Origin of the sequence: Chryseobacterium aquifrigidense (assembly GCF_006716485.1) — a bacterium.
Classification (GTDB): Bacteria; Bacteroidota; Bacteroidia; order Flavobacteriales; family Weeksellaceae; genus Chryseobacterium; species Chryseobacterium vietnamense.
This window is the reverse complement of the sequence record NZ_VFPD01000001.1, coordinates 3,254,343-3,274,412: the sequence shown is the minus strand read 5'-3', so window position 1 is coordinate 3,274,412 and position 20,070 is coordinate 3,254,343. Positions and strand designations below refer to the sequence as shown.

The window sequence follows — 20,070 nt, the reverse complement described above, 5'->3', positions numbered from 1 at the left end:
TGAGAATATTGAAAGTTTTTTTAATAAAAAGTTTTTGGTATTTAAAAATTCATTATATTTGCACACCGAAAATTTGAAAAACAATAAATAAATAATTTTAAATCATGGCAAAGGAAACGTTTAATCGTAACAAACCACACTTGAACATTGGTACTATTGGTCACGTTGACCATGGTAAAACTACACTTACTGCAGCTATCAGTAGTGTATTAGCTAACAAAGGTCTTGCTGAGAAAAAAGACTTCTCTGCTATTGACTCTGCTCCAGAAGAAAAAGAAAGAGGTATCACTATTAATACAGCTCACATCGAGTACGAAACTGAAAACAGACACTATGCACACGTTGACTGTCCAGGTCACGCCGACTATGTTAAGAACATGGTAACTGGTGCTGCTCAGATGGATGGAGCGATCTTAGTATGTGCTGCAACTGATGGACCAATGCCTCAAACTAGAGAGCACATCCTACTTTGCCGTCAGGTAAACGTACCAAGAATCGTTGTTTTCATGAACAAAGTTGATATGGTGGATGATGCTGAGCTTTTAGAGCTTGTTGAACTTGAACTTAGAGATTTATTATCTACTTACGAATATGACGGAGATAACTCTCCAGTAATCCAGGGATCTGCTCTTGGTGCTCTTAACGGAGACGAGAAGTGGGTTAAGACTGTTGAAGAATTGATGGATGCAGTTGATACTTGGATCGAGCAGCCTGTTAGAGATCAGGATAAGCCATTCTTGATGCCAATCGAAGACGTATTCTCTATTACAGGTAGAGGTACTGTAGCAACTGGTAGAATCGAGGCTGGTGTTATCAACACTGGTGATCCAGTTGATATCGTAGGTATGGGTGATGAAAAATTAACTTCTACTATTACAGGGGTTGAGATGTTCAGAAAAATCCTAGACAGAGGTGAAGCTGGTGATAACGTAGGTCTATTGTTGAGAGGTATTGAAAAAACTGACATCAAGAGAGGTATGGTTATCGCTAAGAAAGATTCAGTTAAGCCACACAAAAAATTCAAAGCTGAGGTTTATATCCTTTCTAAAGAAGAAGGTGGACGTCACACTCCATTCCACAACAAGTACCGTCCTCAGTTCTACGTAAGAACTACTGACGTTACAGGTGAAATCTTCTTACCAGAAGGTGTAGAAATGGTAATGCCTGGTGATAACTTAACAATCACTGTTGAATTACTTCAGCCAATCGCTCTTAACGAGGGTCTTAGATTCGCGATCAGAGAAGGTGGTAGAACAGTAGGTGCAGGTCAGGTAACTGAAATCATCGACTAATTCACATCTAAAACAATATAAAAAAGCTTCCGTAAGGAACACTCTTTACGGAGCTTTTTTTAACTACGGGCATCGTCCAATGGTAGGATACCGGTCTCCAAAACCGTTGATCAGGGTTCGAATCCTTGTGCCCGTGCAAATATAAATTATGAGTTCATTTATCGATTTTTTAAAAGGTTCTTATAACGAATTCAGACATAAAGTTGAATGGCCAAAATGGGCTGACCTTCAGTCTTCTACAATTGTAGTGACTATTGCGACAGTTATTCTGGCTTTATTTACCTTTGGAGTTGATGAATTGTTTTCAAAAGCAATCAGCAACATAATAGGAATGCTAATCAACTTGTTCAATTAATAATTAAGTATTTTCCATAATGAGCGAATTGAAATGGTATGTGCTGAAAGCAATCAGCGGACAGGAAAATAAAGTGAAAAACTATATTGAGACAGAAATCAAACGTTTAGGGTTTGAGCAGTACGTTACTCAAGTGGTTATTCCTATGGAAAAGGTGATCCAGATTAGAAACGGTAAAAAAGTTCCTAAAGAAAGACCTTACTATCCTGGCTACCTGATGATTGAAGCTGACCTGATGGGAGAGATTCCTCACGTTATTAAAAATATCCCTGGAGTTATCTCTTTCTTAAGTTTAACGAAAGGTGGTGATCCTGTTCCAATGAGAAAATCAGAGGTAAACAGAATGCTTGGAAGAATGGATGAACTTTCAGAATTTGCAAGTGATGTTGAGATCCCTTATATCGTAGGTGAAAACGTTAAAGTAATCGATGGACCTTTCAACGGATTCAATGGTACAGTTGAGAAGATTCTTGAAGACAAAAAGAAAATTGAAGTTTCTGTATTGATCTTCGGTAGAAAAACTCCAATGGAATTGAGCTACATGCAAGTAGAAAAAGTATAATACATTACTTATAAAAATATAAGAAAGACTGCTTTTAAAGCGGTCTTTTTTTATTAATATCCTTTTCAGATAGATGATGGTAATGGCTTCCCAGTTACTTTTCAACAAATAGCTGTCTAATTCCATTACCTCATAATGAAATATTGAAATTCAATCTTTATATTTTTCCCTGTAGTTAGAGTTTTTTTAAGTTTATTAAAGTTCCTTTACTGAAATGCAGATTTCATTAGTCTGCTGACTACTTCTATCAAGAACTTTATGGCTGTTAAATTATCACTTCATCGTGAACATGCACGCTTTTTATAGATTGGATTCTTCTTAATGATTTAATTCACCGTCAGATGGCATGCTTCTTGCAACCAAGCTGTTAACTTATCCACAAAATTTTATTTTATTTATTTCATACACTGGTTGCAGATGTATCAATATTGTATGTTTAAATAAAAATAAAATTCGGATCAGCCACTCAAAACACAAGTTTTATAAACACATAACTCAATGACAAAAATTATTTCGATGATCACTCTGGTGGGCACATCTGTGCTCGTGAGTGCGCAGGTTGGTATCAATACTGCGACTCCAGAAAAAGAACTTACCGTAAATGGTACAATGAAGACATCAGGAATTGTTTTTAAACAACCCCTGGAAAAACTGAAAGCGGATGAGAATTACACTTTCATTATTAAATCTCCGGCACCGGAAAACAAAATTACAGCGTATAATGATTCTTTTGTACCTAATTCACCGGCACCTATTAACCTTATTCAGTTCAAGATTACCTGTGATCCTACAGACAAAGATTGGGTAAACCAATTTGATACAAAGATCAATTCCAGCAAATTTTTGGTGGTAATTTCTTCTTTTGGATTTACACAGCCCACAAGAACGTATTCTGCAGACTGGCTTACTCCAATGCCTCAGATCTTTGCGTACTCGTCAGGAGGAACGTGGAAGCTTAAAGCCGATTACCAGGGATTTTCTCCCGATAATTCTTTCCCTACAGGAGTGTGGACACTTAACTTACTGGTGTTTGACAGATCATATGCCAAAGATTTTAATTCAACACAAAACCTTAATGGTTCAACTACTGGTGCAGCAACAGCTCCATTAATTCAATAAAAACATACATTATGAAAAAAATTATTGCAATACTTTTCACGGGTTTTGCCGCTTTAAGCTTACATGCACAAGTAGGAATAAATACTACAACACCTAAAGGAACATTGGATGTTGAAGGGGAAACATTAGTGGAATCTTATTTAATAGATACTGAAAATACAAAGGCAAGCGGAAACTATCTTCTTCTTACCCGATCAAAAGATACTTCACCGGTAGGTAAGGTGAAGCTGCTGGATATATCGCTCCGTAATGTAGCGCCTGTAAATATGTATAATGTTGTATTGAAAAATGTGAGACAGGATGAAGTTGTAAATCTCAATACAGGATTAGATGCGAGTAAATATGTTGTGGCAATTACAGGTGCTGTTTTTACAGGAGCGGTTTCGGCAGCGAATACAACTACCAATCCAAAATCTTATGGTTCCTATTCAACTGAAATTACGCAGGTAAGCAGTGGAGGTAAAAAATATCATGCTATTAATTTAGCTTTTAAAGGAGCAGGAACGGTTTCTTCCATCAATGGAACGTGGACACTTACCTTAAATGTTTTTGAAAAATCATTAGTTAAAGACTGGGGAACTTTTAATGGTTCTGTTTCAGCATCTGCTTCACCGGGATATTCAGGAGTATCAACCAATACGCCTTTAGGGCTTCAATAAAAAAACTATGAAAAGAAAAATTTATATCACAATAATCATGTGCCTTGGGATGGTTTTGAATGCCCAGAAAGGAAAAGTAGGGGTGAATACCGCTAATCCTACAGAAACACTTGATGTTAATGGAAAAACCTATACGAATTCTCTGTATTTAAGAAATCCGGGAGAACCTACGTTGACGGGTGGTAGCTTTTTAGCAACTTCTCAGAATGCTTTGCAATTGTATGATCCCGCTTTGGAAAGCAGCGGACTGTTCAATTATCTTAAGCTTACTCTTACCGGAGTATCCGGAACAGGAATAGCAGATTATGATACCAAAATTGATGCAAACAATTTTTTGGTTATCCTTCACAACTATTCATTCAAACTGAATGACGGAACTACTAACGTTATGCTTGATTATGGAGATAACGGAGTGAATGACAACAAGCAGGGATCACCTGATGTTGTTGCCTTCAAAAGTAATGGAACATGGCACGTAAGAGCAAGATTTACTGACAGCAGAATTATTGCCACAAACTCTACTACACCATCAAGAGTATATAACAACTTTACTGTTGACCTTTATCTGATGGCCTACAGAAGATTAATTGAAAAACAAAATATAAACGATATCAATGATGATCTTGGTGGAAATGACGGTTCTGCAAAAACAATTAACAGACCTTCCGGTTTTTAATCAGTCTTTCCTTTTAAAATATTTTGAAACGGTTATTTAATACAAATAACCGTTTTTGTTTTTAGGCAGGAATTTTTAATGATACAATAATGGGGATTGATTTATTTTTTTAAAACTTTTTAAAAATCAGCAATTTCCGTTTGCTATTTCAAAAATATTTTATACTTTTGCAGTCCAAAAAGTAGGTTTATTGTTATGTGAGTGCATAACCTACTGAATAATAAATGCTTCCAAACTCATTAATTATTCAAATTTAAAAAACAAACAATGGCTAAGAAAGTCTTTAAAATGGTAAAGCTTCAGGTGAAAGGTGGCGCAGCTAACCCTTCTCCACCAGTAGGTCCAGCATTGGGTTCTGCAGGTGTGAACATCATGGAGTTTTGTAAGCAATTTAACGGAAGAACCCAAGATAAGCCAGGGCAAGTTTTACCTGTAGTAATTACAGTATACGAAGACAAATCTTTTGAATTCGTTATTAAAACTCCACCTGCAGCAATCCAGTTAATGGATGCAGCTAAAATCAAGGGAGGTTCTGGTGAACCAAACAGAAACAAAGTAGGTTCTGTAACTTGGGAACAAGTAAAGAAAATCGCCGAAGATAAAATGGCGGATCTTAACTGTTTTACAATGGACTCTGCTCTTTCTATGGTTGCAGGTACTGCTAGATCTATGGGATTAAGAGTAACAGGAACTAAACCAACTAACGCTTAAAACCTAAAGAAATGGCAAAATTAACTAAAAAGCAAAAGGAAGCTTTAAGCAAAGTAGAAAAAGGAAGAATCTATAACCTTGAAGAAGGTTCAGCTCTTGTAAAAGAAGTGAACACTACAAAGTTTGATGCTTCTGTAGATATCGCTGTAAGATTAGGAGTAGACCCTAGAAAAGCAAACCAAATGGTAAGAGGTGTTGTGTCTCTTCCTCACGGTACTGGTAAAGATGTTAAAGTATTAGCTCTTGTAACTCCAGATAAAGAAGCAGAAGCTAAAGCTGCTGGTGCTGATTATGTAGGTCTTGACGAATATTTACAAAAAATCAAAGAAGGTTGGACAGATGTTGACGTTATCGTTACAATGCCAGCTGTAATGGGTAAATTAGGTCCATTAGGTAGAGTATTAGGTCCAAGAGGTTTAATGCCAAACCCTAAATCAGGAACTGTAACAATGGAAATTGGTAAAGCAGTAACTGAAGTAAAAGCAGGTAAAATTGATTTCAAAGTAGACAAGTATGGTATTATCCATGCTGGTATTGGTAAAGTATCTTTCGATGCTGCTAAGATCAAAGAAAATGCTCAGGAATTAATCCAGACATTGATCAAAATGAAACCAACTGCTGCTAAAGGAACTTATGTGAAGAGCATCTATTTGTCTTCTACAATGAGCCCAGGTATTGCAATTGATACTAAATCTGTTAACTAATAATAATCCTTAAGACAATGACAAAAGACCAAAAAGTTGTAGCAATACAAGAGATCAAAGATTTGCTTCAGGATGCAAAAGTAGTATACGTAGCAGATTTAGAAGGTTTGAACGCTGGTAAATCTTCAGATTTCAGAAGACAGGCTTTCAAACAAAATATCAAAGTAAAAGTTGTAAAAAATACACTTTTACAAAAAGCAATGGAGCAAATTGAAGGAGTAGATTACTCTGAAATGTTCCCATCTTTCAAAGGAAACTCAGCGTTAATGATTGCTGAAACAGCAAACGCTCCTGCGAAATTGATCCAAGGATTCAGAAAGAAAGAAGAAAAGCCAGCTTTAAAGTCTGCTTTTGTTCAGGAAACTTTCTATGTTGGTGACAATAACCTAGATATGTTGGCTAACATCAAGTCTAGAGAAGAAATGATCGGTGAAATCATCGGATTACTTCAGTCTCCAATCCAGAGAGTTGTTTCTGCTCTTCAAAACAAATCTGAAACTGTAGAAGCTCAAGCTGAAGAAGCTGCTCCTGCGGTAGAAGAAACTCCTGCTGCTGAAGCTCCAGAAGCTCCTGCTGCAGAAAGCACTGACGAAACGCCAGCTGCTGAATAATTACACTCAAAAAATTAAATAAATAATCAACAAAAACATTACAACAATGTCAGATTTAAAAAATTTAGCTGAAACGCTAGTAAACCTAACTGTAAAAGACGTAAACGAATTAGCTGCTATCCTTAAGGATGAGTACGGAATCGAGCCTGCTGCTGCTGCAGTAGTAATGGCTGGTCCTGCTGGTGAAGCTGCTGAAGAAAAGACTGAATTCGACGTAATTCTTAAGTCTGCAGGTGCTTCTAAATTAGCTATCGTTAAATTAGTAAAAGATTTAACTGGTGCTGGTCTTAAAGAAGCTAAAGATATCGTAGACGGAGCTCCTGCTGCAATTAAGCAAGGTGTTTCTAAAGACGAAGCTGAAGCTCTTAAGAAGCAATTAGAAGAAGCTGGTGCTGAAGTAGAATTGAAATAATTTCAGTTTTATTATAAATATAGAAGCCCGGGCATTTGCCCGGGCTTTTTTTGTATGTAAGTCTTTGTAAGTATGCTTTTTAATTTGTAATCGTATTTTAATATTATTATTTCTAATTTGGATATATCTTTTTACGATTAAATATTTCGTAAATATTAACATAATATTTTAGTTGTATTTTGTTATTTGTTTGTTTTGCGTGAATTTTTATTAATAAAGTATTGTTTTGATTGAAAAAATATTATATTTGTACCGAAAAAACACAATAATTGGATAGAAATTACTTTCTTTTCTGTAGCCATAGGATTCTGAAGCTTTTGGCAATTATAGGAAAACCAAGCACTAAGCTAGTATCTGTAATAAAGACAAAGTTTGAATTGTCATATTGTACGGCTGTTAATAATCATCTGCGGAATTGTTTGGCTGATGTTTCTGTTCACTTGCATGCTGAAACAGATTGTCATTTGAGAGTGGTCTATAGCGGGTCTGCTGATCAAAAAGAAAATTGTTTATTTTATAAAAAAACTTTCCGAGATAATCTTCCTTTTTTAAAAACAATAATCCCTGAAATATATTTCCCAGAGATAATACGTGTTCTGCCATATGGAAGGGGACAGAATTGCTCATAATTCGGTAACATTTTGCAATCGTAGGTAATTGTATAAACTGTTATTTTATTTATGAATCATACAGTATGTAAGAGAATTTTTTCTAGAAAAATACATTAACATGAAACAAAATTAGAGTGAAAAACAAATTATTAGCGATCATTCTATTAATAATCAATAAGTTCCCGGAAGTCGCTCAGGTAGGTATTTATATTTGTTTGGTAGCGAAACCAGTAAAAATAAATCTTATAAGGTTATTGTGAAATAATCATAGGATTAGCTTGTGTTGTGGAGGGGTTGCTCATATTTGGGCAGCCTCTCTTGTTTTAAGAGTCTCAAAATGAGATGATTTATTTGTTATTGTGGATAACTTTTTGTATCTTTGCCCTTCTTTTGGCGCGAAAAATTGTTTGTAAATTTATAAAATACTGAAAATCAACTCTTTCATTGTGTAAAACATGGAAGGGATTTCGTGTATATAAATACTGCGGTAATACTGCCTCAAAAGTAATAAAAATATTTTGCATTACGCTGTGAAAAGATATACCAGTGTTGCAGTTAGAAAGAACCAAGTACAACGTTTAAAAGAGCTTAAGGTCCTTTGTGAGCGCCAAAAACACTTTTACCTTTTACTTTTATCTTGTTTTTTGTTCTTTTCTGATATTTTTTAATGAATCAAAATATTTTTTAACCCTTTCTTAAAAGTTTTATGAGTAAAACAAAATCAACAACTCAAGGAAATCCGAGAATTAATTTCTCATCAGCGAAAGGAAAAATCATCACTCCGGACTTTTTGGATATCCAAATTGAGTCTTTCAGAGAATTTTTCCAGCTTGATACACTTCCTGAAGCCAGAAAGACAGAAGCTCTTTACAAGACTTTCCAAGAGAATTTCCCAATTACGGATTCAAGAAACCAATTCGTATTAGAATTCTTAGACTACCTGGTAGATTCTCCACGTTATTCAATCGATGAGTGTGTGGAAAGAGGACTTACTTATTCAGTTCCTCTAAAAGCTAGACTTAAACTGTACTGTACTGACCCGGAACACGAAGATTTCCAAACAGTGGTTCAGGATGTATACTTAGGTCCGGTTCCTTATATGACGCCAAGTGGTTCTTTTATCATCAATGGTGCTGAAAGAGTTATTGTTACGCAGCTTCACCGTTCACCTGGTGTATTCTTCGGACAAACTTACCACGCAAACGGAACCAAACTTTACTATTCAAGAATTATTCCTTTCAAAGGATCTTGGATGGAATTTACAACAGATATCAACAGCGTAATGTACGCGTATATCGACCGTAAGAAAAAATTACCATTAACAACTCTATTAAGAGCGATCGGTTATGAATCTGATAAGGATATCCTTCAGATCTTTGACCTTGCTGAAGAAGTGAAAGTTTCTAAAGCTGCCCTTAAAAAAGTAGAAGGGAGAACATTGGCTGCGAGAGTATTGAACACTTGGTTCGAAGATTTCGTAGACGAAGATACAGGTGAAGTAGTTTCTATCGAAAGAAACGAAATCATCCTGGATAGAGAAACTATTCTTGAAAAAGAACATTTAGATCTTATTCTTGATGCTGGTGTGAAATCAATCCTGATTCACAAAGAAAACAGCAATGAATTCTCTATCATCCAGAATACATTACAAAAAGACCCTACTAACTCTGAAAAAGAAGCAGTAGAGTATATTTATCGTCAGTTAAGAAATGCAGATCCACCAGATGAGGAAACTGCAAGAGGAATCATTGAAAAATTATTCTTCTCTGAGCAAAGATATTCATTAGGTGAAGTAGGACGTTACAGATTGAACAAAAAGTTAGGTCTTAATATTCCAACTACCACTGAGGTTCTTACCAAAGAAGATATCATTGCGATCGTAAGACACTTAATCGAGCTTGTCAACTCTAAAGCGGAGGTTGATGATATTGACCACTTATCAAACAGAAGAATTAAAACTGTTGGTGAGCAATTAGCAGGACAGTTTGGAGTAGGTCTTTCAAGAATTGCAAGAACAATCAAGGAAAGAATGAACGTTAGAGATAACGAAATCTTTACTCCGCTTGACCTTGTCAATGCAAAGACATTAACATCGGTAATCAACTCATTCTTTGGTACCAACCAGCTTTCTCAGTTCATGGACCAAACCAACCCTCTATCAGAGATCACTCACAAGAGAAGATTATCTGCACTAGGGCCTGGTGGTTTATCAAGAGAAAGAGCAGGTTTCGAGGTTCGAGACGTTCACCATACTCACTACGGAAGAATTTGTCCGATTGAAACTCCGGAAGGACCAAACATCGGTTTGATTTCATCTCTGGGGATCTATGCTAAAATCAACAGACTAGGTTTCATCGAAACTCCATATAGAAAAGTTGAAGATGGTAAGATTGAACTTAACGCAGATCCTATCTACTTAAATGCAGAAGATGAAGAAGATAAAGTAATTGCTCAGGCAAACGTTGAATTAAGTGATAACGGTGAGTTCTTAACGGATAGAATTATTGCAAGATTGGATGGTGACTACCCGGTAGTGGAGCCTGCACAGGTTAATCTTATCGACGTTGCACCTAACCAGATTTCCGGTATTTCCGCTTCATTGATTCCTTTCCTGGAGCATGATGATGCGAACCGTGCATTGATGGGATCCAACATGATGCGTCAGGCCGTTCCTCTATTGAAGCCACAGGCTCCAATCGTTGGTACAGGGCTTGAGCAACAAGTTGCAAGAGATTCAAGAATCTTAATTAACGCTGAAGGTACAGGTACAGTACAGTACGTAGATGCTGACAGAATCGTTATCAAATACGAAAGAAGCGAAGACGAAGATTTAGTACAATTCGAGTCTGCTACTAAAACATACAACCTTACTAAGTTTAGAAAAACTAACCAGAGTACAACGATTACCCTAAGACCAAACGTAAGAGTAGGTGATGTAGTGGAAAAAGGACAGGTACTTTGCGACGGTTATGCTACTGAAAAAGGAGAATTAGCTCTTGGTAGAAACTTAGTGGTAGCGTTCATGCCTTGGAAAGGATACAACTTCGAGGATGCAATCGTAATCAACGAAAAAGTTGTACGTGAAGACTGGTTTACTTCAATCCACGTAGATGAATATTCTCTTGAAGTTCGTGATACTAAATTAGGTATGGAAGAGCTTACAGCAGATATTCCAAACGTATCTGAAGAAGCTACTAAAGATCTTGACGAGAACGGTATGATCAGAATCGGTGCTGAAGTGAAGCCTGGAGATATCATGATTGGTAAAATTACTCCAAAAGGTGAATCTGACCCGACTCCAGAAGAAAAACTTCTTAGAGCAATCTTCGGTGATAAAGCTGGTGATGTGAAAGATGCTTCATTGAAAGCTGACTCTTCATTAAGAGGAGTGGTTATCAACAAGAAACTGTTCTCAAGAAACATCAAAGACAAAAAGAAAAGAACTGAAGAAAAACTTAAACTTGAAGAGATTGAAAACACTTACAAGGCTAAGTTTGACGAGTTGAGAAATACGTTAATTGAAAAATTAAATACACTGGTAAGCGGTAAAACATCTCAAGGGGTACAAAATGACCTTGATGAAGAAATCATCGGTAAAGGTGTGAAATTTACTCACAAGCTATTAACTTCAGTTGAAGATTATGTAAACGTTAGCGGTTCAGACTGGACAGTAGACGCTGATAAGAATGAATTGATCAAACAATTGATTCACAATTACAAAATCAAATATAACGACATTCAGGGAGTTAAAAACCGTGAGAAATTTGCAATTTCAATCGGAGATGAGCTTCCGGCAGGGATCATGAAGCTGGCTAAAGTTTACATCGCTAAGAAACGTAAACTGAATGTAGGAGATAAAATGGCAGGACGTCACGGTAACAAAGGTATCGTTTCAAGAATCGTTCGTGAAGAAGATATGCCATTCCTTGAAGACGGAACACCAGTAGATATCGTATTGAATCCACTTGGGGTACCTTCCCGTATGAACATCGGTCAGATCTATGAAACAGTTCTTGGATGGGCTGGTCAGAAACTGGGTATGAAGTTCGCTACGCCAATCTTTGACGGAGCAACTCTTGATCAGATTACTGAATACACTGAGAAAGCAGGTCTTCCTAAATTCGGTCACACTTACCTTTATGATGGTGGTACCGGAGAAAGATTTACTCAGGCTGCAACAGTAGGTATCATTTACATGTTGAAACTAGGACACATGGTAGATGATAAGATGCACGCACGTTCTATTGGTCCTTACTCATTGATTACTCAGCAGCCGTTAGGAGGTAAAGCTCAGTTCGGAGGTCAGAGATTCGGAGAGATGGAGGTTTGGGCACTTGAAGCATTCGGTGCATCTAATATCCTGAGAGAGATCCTTACTGTGAAGTCGGATGACGTGATTGGTAGAGCAAAAACTTATGAAGCAATTGCAAAAGGTGAATCTATGCCTGAACCAGGTATTCCGGAATCATTCAACGTATTACTTCACGAGTTACAAGGTCTTGGATTAGACGTAAGATTGGAGGAGTAAGATATCAGATGTCAGACACAGGATGTCAGACTATGACACTCTAAGAATTTTATAATCCTTGAATTTGGAATGATGATTTCTTCTGAAATCTGAAATCTGAAATCTAAAATCTAAAAAAAATTATGTCAAATAAAAATAAATCAAGTAGATTTAATAAAATAACCATCGGTTTAGCTTCACCGGAGTCTATTTTACAAGACTCAAGAGGGGAGGTTTTAAAGCCGGAAACTATTAACTACAGAACTCACAAGCCTGAAAGAGACGGGCTATTCTGTGAGAAAATCTTTGGTCCTGTAAAGGATTACGAATGTGCTTGTGGTAAATACAAGAGAATTCGTTACAAAGGGATCGTTTGTGACCGTTGTGGAGTAGAAGTTACTGAGAAAAAAGTAAGAAGAGAGAGAATCGGGCACATCAACCTTGTAGTTCCAATTGCGCACATCTGGTATTTCCGTTCATTACCAAACAAAATCGGATACCTTTTAGGAATTCCTTCTAAGAAATTAGACATGATCATCTACTACGAAAGATATGTAGTGATTCAGCAGGGTATTGCTAAAAAATTAGACGGTTCTGATTTTGAAAATATGGAATTCCTTACAGAAGAAGAGTACCTTGATATCATGGAAACTCTTCCTGTAGAAAACCAGTATCTTGATGATTCTGATCCAAACAAATTCATTGCCAGAATGGGTGCTGAAGCTGTAGAAGATCTGTTAAAAAGAATCGATCTTGATGCATTGTCTTTCGATTTGAGACACAAAGCTCACAACGAAGGTTCAAAACAAAGAAGAACTGAAGCTCTGAAAAGATTGAACGTTGTAGAAGCATTAAGAGGTGCTAATACAAGAATGATCAACAGACCAGAGTGGATGATCATGCGTGTACTTCCTGTTATCCCACCAGAACTAAGACCATTGGTTCCATTGGATGGAGGACGTTTCGCTACTTCTGACTTAAATGACCTTTATAGAAGAGTTATTATCAGAAATAACCGTTTGAAGAGATTATTGGAGATCAAAGCTCCTGAAGTAATCTTGAGAAACGAGAAGCGTATGCTTCAGGAATCAGTAGATTCATTATTCGATAACACAAGAAAATCTTCTGCAGTAAAATCTGAATCAAACAGACCATTGAAATCACTTTCTGATTCATTGAAAGGTAAGCAAGGTCGTTTCCGTCAGAACCTACTAGGGAAAAGGGTTGACTACTCTGCGCGTTCGGTAATTGTTGTAGGTCCAAACTTACAGCTTCACGAATGTGGTATTCCTAAAGATATGGCAGCTGAACTTTACAAACCGTTCATCATTAGAAAACTAATTGAAAGAGGTATTGTAAAAACAGTAAAATCTGCGAAGAGAATTATCGACAGAAAAGAACCGGTAGTTTATGATATCCTTGAAAACGTGATGAAAGGTCACCCTGTTCTGTTGAACAGAGCACCTACGCTTCACAGACTGGGTATTCAGGCTTTCCAACCTAAGATGATCGAAGGTAAGGCAATCCAGCTACACCCGTTGGTAACTACGGCCTTCAACGCCGATTTCGATGGTGACCAGATGGCAGTACACTTGCCGTTAGGACCAGAAGCAATCCTTGAAGCTCAGTTATTGATGTTAGGTTCTCAGAACATCTTGAACCCTGCAAACGGTTCTCCTATTACAGTACCATCTCAAGACATGGTTCTTGGTCTTTATTTCATGACTAAAGAATTAAGCTCTACTGAGACCATGAAAGTAAAAGGAGAAGGTCTTGCATTCTACTCTCCTGAAGAAGCAGAAATTGCTTATGCTGAAGGAAGAGTATCTTTAAATGCTAAAGTAAGATGTAGACTTCCTATCAAAGAAGATGGAGAAATCGTTACAAGACTGATCGAAACTTCTGTAGGTAGAATCCTATTCAACCAGATTGTACCTAAGCAGGTAGGATATATCAATGAACTTCTGACTAAGAAATCATTGAGAAACGTTATCGGTAAGATCCTTGCTGATACAGATTTCCCTACCACTGTGAAGTTCCTTGATGCAATGAAAGACCTAGGGTATTCAAACGCATTCAAAGGAGGTCTTTCTTTCTCATTAGGGGATATCGTAGTTCCTGTTGAGAAAAAACAGATGATTGCACAATCAATCGAAACTGTAGACGAAATTAGAGCTAACTATAACATGGGTCTAATTACCGATACAGAACGTTATAACCAGGTAATCGACGTTTGGACAAATACCAACGCAGGATTAACTGAAATGATCATGAGCAGAATGAAAACTGATCAAGGTGGTTTCAACTCTGTATATATGATGCTTGACTCTGGAGCGAGGGGTTCTAAAGAACAGATCCGTCAGTTATCAGGGATGAGAGGTTTGATGGCAAAACCGCAGAAAGCCGGTTCAACCGGAGCGGAGATCATCGAAAACCCGATCCTTGCCAACTTTAAGGAAGGTCTTTCGATTCTAGAGTACTTTATCTCTACCCACGGTGCCCGTAAGGGTCTTGCGGATACCGCTCTTAAGACAGCCGATGCTGGTTACTTAACGAGAAGATTGGTAGACGTTGCACAGGATGTTATCGTTACAGAGGACGACTGTGGAACATTGAGAGGTACAGAAGTTACTGCACTTAAGAAAAATGACGAGATCGTTGAAAGAATCTCTGAAAGAATCTTAGGTAGAGTATCCCTTCATAATATTTACGATCCTGAAACTGACGAGCTTATTGCAAGTGCAGATCAGGTGATCATTGAATCTTTGGCGAAGAGAATCGAAGAAGCAGGATTAGAAGCTGTGGAGGTTCGTTCACCATTAACTTGTGAAGCTAAGAAAGGTATCTGTGCGAAATGTTACGGTAGAAACTTGGCAACAGGTAAAGTGATCCACATGGGTGAAGCGGTAGGTGTAATTGCAGCACAGTCAATTGGGGAACCAGGTACTCAGCTTACGTTGAGAACCTTCCACCAAGGGGGTACTGCAGGTAACGTATCAGAAAACCCATCTATCGTTGCAAGAAGAGATGGTATCGTAGAAATGGATGAAGTAAGAACTATTACTTCTGAAGATGAAAACGGTAATACAGCTGAGGTTGTAGTGTCTCGTTCAACAGAATTCAGATTAGTTGCTGATAATGAGTCCAGAACTCCATTAATGGTAGCTAACGTACCTTACGGATCTATCTTATCTGTGAAACCAGGTGATAAAGTGAAGAAAGGAGATACAATCTGTAGATGGGATCCGTATAACGCAGTTATCATTGCTGAAACTTCAGGTAAGGTAGAATACGAGGATATCATCCAGGGTATTTCATTCCAACTTGAAATTGACGAACAAACAGGATTCGAAGAGAAAGTAATCTCTGAATCTAGAAATAAGAAAGCCGTACCTACCTTAAAAGTAGTAGACTCTAAGGGAGTTGAGCAAAAAGCTTACAACTTACCGGTAGGAGCCCACTTAATGGTTAACGATGGTGAAAAAATTAAGGCTGGTAAAGTTTTAATCAAGATCCCAAGAAAATCTGCAAAAGCAGGGGATATCACCGGAGGTCTTCCGAGAGTTACCGAATTATTCGAAGCAAGAAACCCTTCAAACCCAGCAGTCGTTACTGAAATCGACGGGGTAGTTTCTTACGGAAAAATTAAAAGAGGTAACCGTGAACTTATTGTTGAGGCTAAAACTGGAGAAAGAAAAATTTACTTAGTAAAACTTTCTAACCAGATTCTTGTTCAGGAGAATGACTTCGTAAGAGCTGGTTCTCCACTTTCTGACGGTTCTATCACACCGGAAGATATCTTAAGAATCAAAGGTCCAACAGCTGTTCAGGAATACTTAGTAAACGAAATTCAGGAAGTTTACCGTCTACAGGGGGTAAAAATCGACGACAAGCACTTCGAAATTATCGTAAGACAGATGATGACGAAAGTATCTATCGTAGATGGAGGTGATACTCAATTCCTTGAAGGAGCTCTTGAGCACAAGTTTGATTTCTTGGAAGAAAACAACAGAGTATTCGGTCTTAAAGTAGTAGTAGATGCTGGGGATTCTAAAGAATTCAAACCAGGTCAGATGATTACTGCAAGAGAATTAAGAGACGAAAACTCTAAGTTGAAGCGTGAAGATTTAGCATTGGTAGAAGTAAGAGAAGCTCTTCCTGCTACTGCAACTCCTGTACTGCAAGGTATTACAAGAGCTGCCCTTCAGACTAAGTCATTCATGTCTGCAGCATCATTCCAGGAAACAACTAAAGTTCTTAACGAAGCAGCAGTTGCTGGTAAGATAGACGATCTTAACGGTCTTAAAGAAAATGTAATTGTAGGTCACAGAATCCCTGCAGGTACAGGTCTGAAAGAGTATCAGAACGTTATTGTTGGTTCTAAGAAAGAATTCGAAGACCTTAACTAAAATTAATGATTTGAAATTTGGGATTTGAAATTATTTTTATATTTTCACAATCTCAAATTTCGAATTTTAAAAACATAATTTATAACAATGGACAACAATCAAAATCCACAAGACGGAAACATCAACATCGAATTAAACGAAATGGTAGCTGCTGGTATCTATGCTAACCTAGCTTTAGTAAACCACTCTCCATCTGAATTTGTAGTAGACTTTATTCAGTTGATGCCAGGTGTTCAGCAAGCTAAAGTAAGATCAAGAGTAATTCTTGCTCCACTTCACGCTAAAAGAGTATTAAACGCTCTTCAACAGAACATCGCTAACTACGAGCAGCAGTTCGGAGAAATCAAAGAAGTTGAGCCTTTCGTATTAGGAGGAAACAACGTTCAAGCGTAAGATTTCTTTTATAATCATATAATTGCCCCGGATTTATCCGGGGCTTTTTGTTTTTTAATTAAAAAAAACAATCTTTTAATTAAAAAATAAAAAAACGCACAAATAGGTATTTGATATTATTTTGTTGTTTTTATTTTTAAATCAACAGTATTTATTGATTTGTTTTGAATTTATGATATTTATTTAAGTATATTCGTAAAAAAAACAAATGAAACTGAAAATCTACCCTGTTGCGGCGGTATTGCTTTGCACTTATATGAATGCACAGCATAATACGCTCAAAAACAATCAAAAACATTTACAGAAATTATATGCCCAATATGACAGAAACCTTAAACAGCTGCATAAAGCTGCTAAGGCAACTGGAATACCCCCTAATGAGTATTATGAAGAAGATTACAAGAGAACAATGGATCCTGTCACAGGGAGAACCAATTTTGAAGGCCTTGTAAAGGTAAATGAGGATATTATCGCGGGGAAATATAAAGCTGCACAACCGATGTCTTTTATTTCCAGTTATAATAGCTCTGCTAGCCGTAAAATTGTGAATGAGCCGTGGATTGAAAGAGGTCCTTATGACGTAGGGGGAAGAACACGGGCCATTATGTATGACCCTAATGATCCTACCGGCAAAAGAGTATTTGCCGGCGGAATTTCCGGTGGGCTTTGGGTTAACCAGGATCCTTCCGTAATTACCAATGAATGGCAGCCTCTCAGTACATTCTGGGCCAATACTTCGGTTTCATGTATTACTTATGACCCAAATAATCCACAGGTATTTTATGTTGGTACAGGGGAAACTGAAACAGGTGATGCTAAAGGATCCGGAATATGGAAATCAACGGATGGAGGTGCAACCTGGATACAGATATTTACAATACCGGTAACCTATTCGAATGGAATAGGAAATGGAAATTTTTATATTAATGATGTTAAAGTAAGAAATAACAACGGAGTCTCAGAAGTATATGCAGGGGTAAGTGGGACATATGTAGCCACCCCTTCTTTTAATGCCGGATGGCAGGGATTAAATCAGGCTGGTTTATACAAATCTACTGATGGAGGGGCTACATTTACCAAAAATACCAATTTACTGGCTTTAGATACAACAACAAATACAACCAGTACAACAGGATATTCTATTCAGCAAATAGAAATTGGCACAGATAATTCTGTTTGGGTTTCTACCAGAACTGCAAGATTTTCTAATATAGATTCGGGAGGCAGGATTTTTAAATCTGCAGACGGAAATACTTTTAATCAGGTATACAATGTAGGAAATGCAGGAGCAAGAGTCAATTTTTGTCTTTCTAAAACAGACCCTAATAAAATCTATGCTTTTATGCAGGGAAGCTCCACAACTACAGAACCAATCCGAATTGCACGTTCTGCGGACGGAGGGGTAACATGGCAGGCTACCAATAATGCAGCACCTGTTTTGACATTGCCTGCGGCTACAGATACCAGTATTCCTGCTAATGATTTCACCAGAGGGCAATCTTTTTATGATCTTGTGATCGCAGCAGATCCTCAAGATGACAATACAGTGTATATCGGAGGTGTTGATCTGTATAAATCTACGAACGGAGGAGGTACATGGAGCCAGATTTCAAAATGGTCCGATAATAACAATATGGCCAGTCTGCAGGTTTCTACAGTTCATGCTGACCAACATGCAATAGTATTCAACCCCTTTAATAATTATGCCAGTAAGGAGATGATGTTTGGAAATGACGGAGGAGTTTACTTTGTCCCTGATAAAACGAATATAGGAACAGCGGGAGCATTTTCGGCAAGAAATACCAGGTATAATGTAACACAGTTCTACACAGCAATGCTTAATCCTACAAAAACTCCGGTAGATGAAGAATTATTGGCCGGGGCTCAGGATAATGGTTCATGGTGGCTTTATGGTGTGCCACAATCCAATAACTTTCTTTCCAAGTTTGCTGGTACAGGGGGAGATGGTATGTATACAGAGTATGATGATCTTGATACTTATGAAATTTCGAGCTATACTAATAACAATCATTATTTATTGGCTAGCAATGTGTATAATCTTATAGCTGGTACCAATGCAAACTTAGGGCATTTTACAAATGAAATTGCATTAGATAGGATCAATGATGTCTTTTATTCTTATCGTTCCGGGCTTACACTTTTCAGAACAAGCGGACTTTCTGCAACAGCTACATCATTCACTAATAATGTGGTTACTGTAGGAACAGCACAGTCTGGAGAGCAGATTTCATGGATGAAAGTATCTCCTTATACAACTGCTTCCACCACTCTTTTTGTAGGAACCAACCTGGGAAGAATCTTTAAAGTAGCAAATGCCAACACCACAGCATACGCAGCCACCCTGCTGACATCACCCATAGCAGGTACTGTTTCTGATATAGAATTTGGCGCGAATGAGAATGAAATAATCATTACTTTTTCTAACTATAACCTCACCAGTGTTTTCTATTCTACAGATGGAGGAACAACCTGGCAGAATAAAGAAGGAAACCTTCCTGATATGCCGGTAAGAACAGTTTTAAGAAATCCAGACAATCCAAATGAAGTCATAATAGGAACAGAAATGGGAGTTTGGGGAACTACCAATTTCCTGGCAACAACTCCTGAATGGTCTTCTGTAACAGGGAATATCGGAAATATAAGAATTACTAATCTGGATTACAGACCCACTACCAAAACAGTATTAGTTTCCACTTATGGCAGAGGAGCATGGACCACTCAAAATACATTGCCTGCTTTGTCAACAGCTGAAACCAAATCTAAAAGAGATCTGAACATTATATATCCGAACCCTTCAAAAGGAATTTCCCATTTGAGATTTGACACTGCCAAATACAGCAGTGTGGATATAAGCATCGTGGATGGCTCGGGCAGATTGGTGTACAGTAAGAAAAATGTGAAGTCTGATGAAGAATTCGGACAAAATCTTGTCCCTGGAAATTATATTTTGAAAGCGGAGTCTAAAGGTGAAATCGTATATAGTGGTAACTTCCTGGTGCTGGGACGTACCGGAGGTGATAATGATTAA

General features: G+C 37.5%; 15 protein-coding genes and 1 tRNA gene. 15 read left to right on the top strand and 1 reads right to left on the bottom strand.

The window, feature by feature from the left end:
* Nucleotides 1–104 precede the first annotated feature (104 nt).
* The 11 genes from tuf to rplL all read left to right on the top strand — a co-directional run bounded on the left by tuf (nt 105) and on the right by rplL (nt 7,101).
* Nucleotides 105–1,292, top strand: coding sequence for an elongation factor Tu (tuf, locus tag FB551_RS14620; RefSeq protein ID WP_034693176.1), 1,188 nt, complete (start codon nt 105–107; stop codon nt 1,290–1,292).
* A gap of 65 nt (nt 1,293–1,357) precedes the next feature.
* Nucleotides 1,358–1,428 (top strand) — tRNA-Trp (locus tag FB551_RS14615).
* Between the two features lie 12 nt (nt 1,429–1,440).
* Nucleotides 1,441–1,647: a preprotein translocase subunit SecE gene (gene secE / locus FB551_RS14610; protein WP_039369543.1), complete on the top strand. Its 207-nt coding sequence runs from the start codon at nt 1,441–1,443 to the stop codon at nt 1,645–1,647.
* 19 nt (nt 1,648–1,666) lie between these two features.
* The gene (gene nusG, locus FB551_RS14605; protein WP_047435411.1) at nt 1,667–2,209 is read left to right on the top strand and encodes a transcription termination/antitermination protein NusG; all 543 of its coding nucleotides are present in this window, start codon (nt 1,667–1,669) and stop codon (nt 2,207–2,209) included.
* A gap of 498 nt (nt 2,210–2,707) precedes the next feature.
* Nucleotides 2,708–3,328, top strand: coding sequence for a hypothetical protein (locus FB551_RS14600; RefSeq protein ID WP_047435407.1), 621 nt, complete (start codon nt 2,708–2,710; stop codon nt 3,326–3,328).
* An 11-nt stretch (nt 3,329–3,339) separates the two neighbouring features.
* Complete coding sequence (locus FB551_RS14595) at nt 3,340–3,987, top strand: hypothetical protein (RefSeq protein WP_142017995.1); 648 nt, start codon at nt 3,340–3,342, stop codon at nt 3,985–3,987.
* 7 nt (nt 3,988–3,994) lie between these two features.
* A complete protein-coding gene (locus FB551_RS14590) occupies nt 3,995–4,663 on the top strand; it encodes a hypothetical protein (protein WP_142017994.1) in 669 nt (222 codons plus the stop codon).
* Nucleotides 4,664–4,930: 267 nt separating this feature from the next.
* Nucleotides 4,931–5,374, top strand: a complete 444-nt coding sequence (gene rplK / locus FB551_RS14585) for a 50S ribosomal protein L11 (protein ID WP_047435399.1) — start codon at nt 4,931–4,933, stop codon at nt 5,372–5,374.
* A gap of 11 nt (nt 5,375–5,385) precedes the next feature.
* Nucleotides 5,386–6,078, top strand: coding sequence for a 50S ribosomal protein L1 (rplA, locus tag FB551_RS14580; protein ID WP_002976422.1), 693 nt, complete (start codon nt 5,386–5,388; stop codon nt 6,076–6,078).
* A 17-nt stretch (nt 6,079–6,095) separates the two neighbouring features.
* Nucleotides 6,096–6,689: a 50S ribosomal protein L10 gene (gene rplJ, locus FB551_RS14575; protein ID WP_047435396.1), complete on the top strand. Its 594-nt coding sequence runs from the start codon at nt 6,096–6,098 to the stop codon at nt 6,687–6,689.
* Between the two features lie 46 nt (nt 6,690–6,735).
* Nucleotides 6,736–7,101 (top strand): 50S ribosomal protein L7/L12, encoded by a 366-nt coding sequence (gene rplL / locus FB551_RS14570; RefSeq protein WP_034693192.1) that lies wholly within the window; start codon nt 6,736–6,738, stop codon nt 7,099–7,101.
* Between the two features lie 396 nt (nt 7,102–7,497).
* On the opposite strand, the gene FB551_RS14565 is transcribed toward rplL, so the two are convergent.
* Nucleotides 7,498–7,728 (bottom strand): hypothetical protein, encoded by a 231-nt coding sequence (locus tag FB551_RS14565; protein WP_047435393.1) that lies wholly within the window; start codon nt 7,726–7,728, stop codon nt 7,498–7,500.
* A gap of 690 nt (nt 7,729–8,418) precedes the next feature.
* Here FB551_RS14565 and rpoB point away from each other — a divergent pair.
* The 4 genes from rpoB to FB551_RS14545 all read left to right on the top strand — a co-directional run bounded on the left by rpoB (nt 8,419) and on the right by FB551_RS14545 (nt 20,070).
* Nucleotides 8,419–12,240 carry a DNA-directed RNA polymerase subunit beta gene (gene rpoB / locus FB551_RS14560; RefSeq protein ID WP_047435391.1) on the top strand — a complete coding sequence of 1,274 codons (3,822 nt, stop codon included), beginning with the start codon at nt 8,419–8,421 and terminating at the stop codon, nt 12,238–12,240.
* 122 nt (nt 12,241–12,362) lie between these two features.
* A complete protein-coding gene (rpoC, locus tag FB551_RS14555) occupies nt 12,363–16,628 on the top strand; it encodes a DNA-directed RNA polymerase subunit beta' (protein ID WP_047435388.1) in 4,266 nt (1,421 codons plus the stop codon).
* Nucleotides 16,629–16,715: 87 nt separating this feature from the next.
* Nucleotides 16,716–17,021: a DUF3467 domain-containing protein gene (locus tag FB551_RS14550; protein WP_002976436.1), complete on the top strand. Its 306-nt coding sequence runs from the start codon at nt 16,716–16,718 to the stop codon at nt 17,019–17,021.
* Between the two features lie 208 nt (nt 17,022–17,229).
* Nucleotides 17,230–20,070 carry a T9SS type A sorting domain-containing protein gene (locus tag FB551_RS14545; RefSeq protein WP_226798700.1) on the top strand — a complete coding sequence of 947 codons (2,841 nt, stop codon included), beginning with the start codon at nt 17,230–17,232 and terminating at the stop codon, nt 20,068–20,070.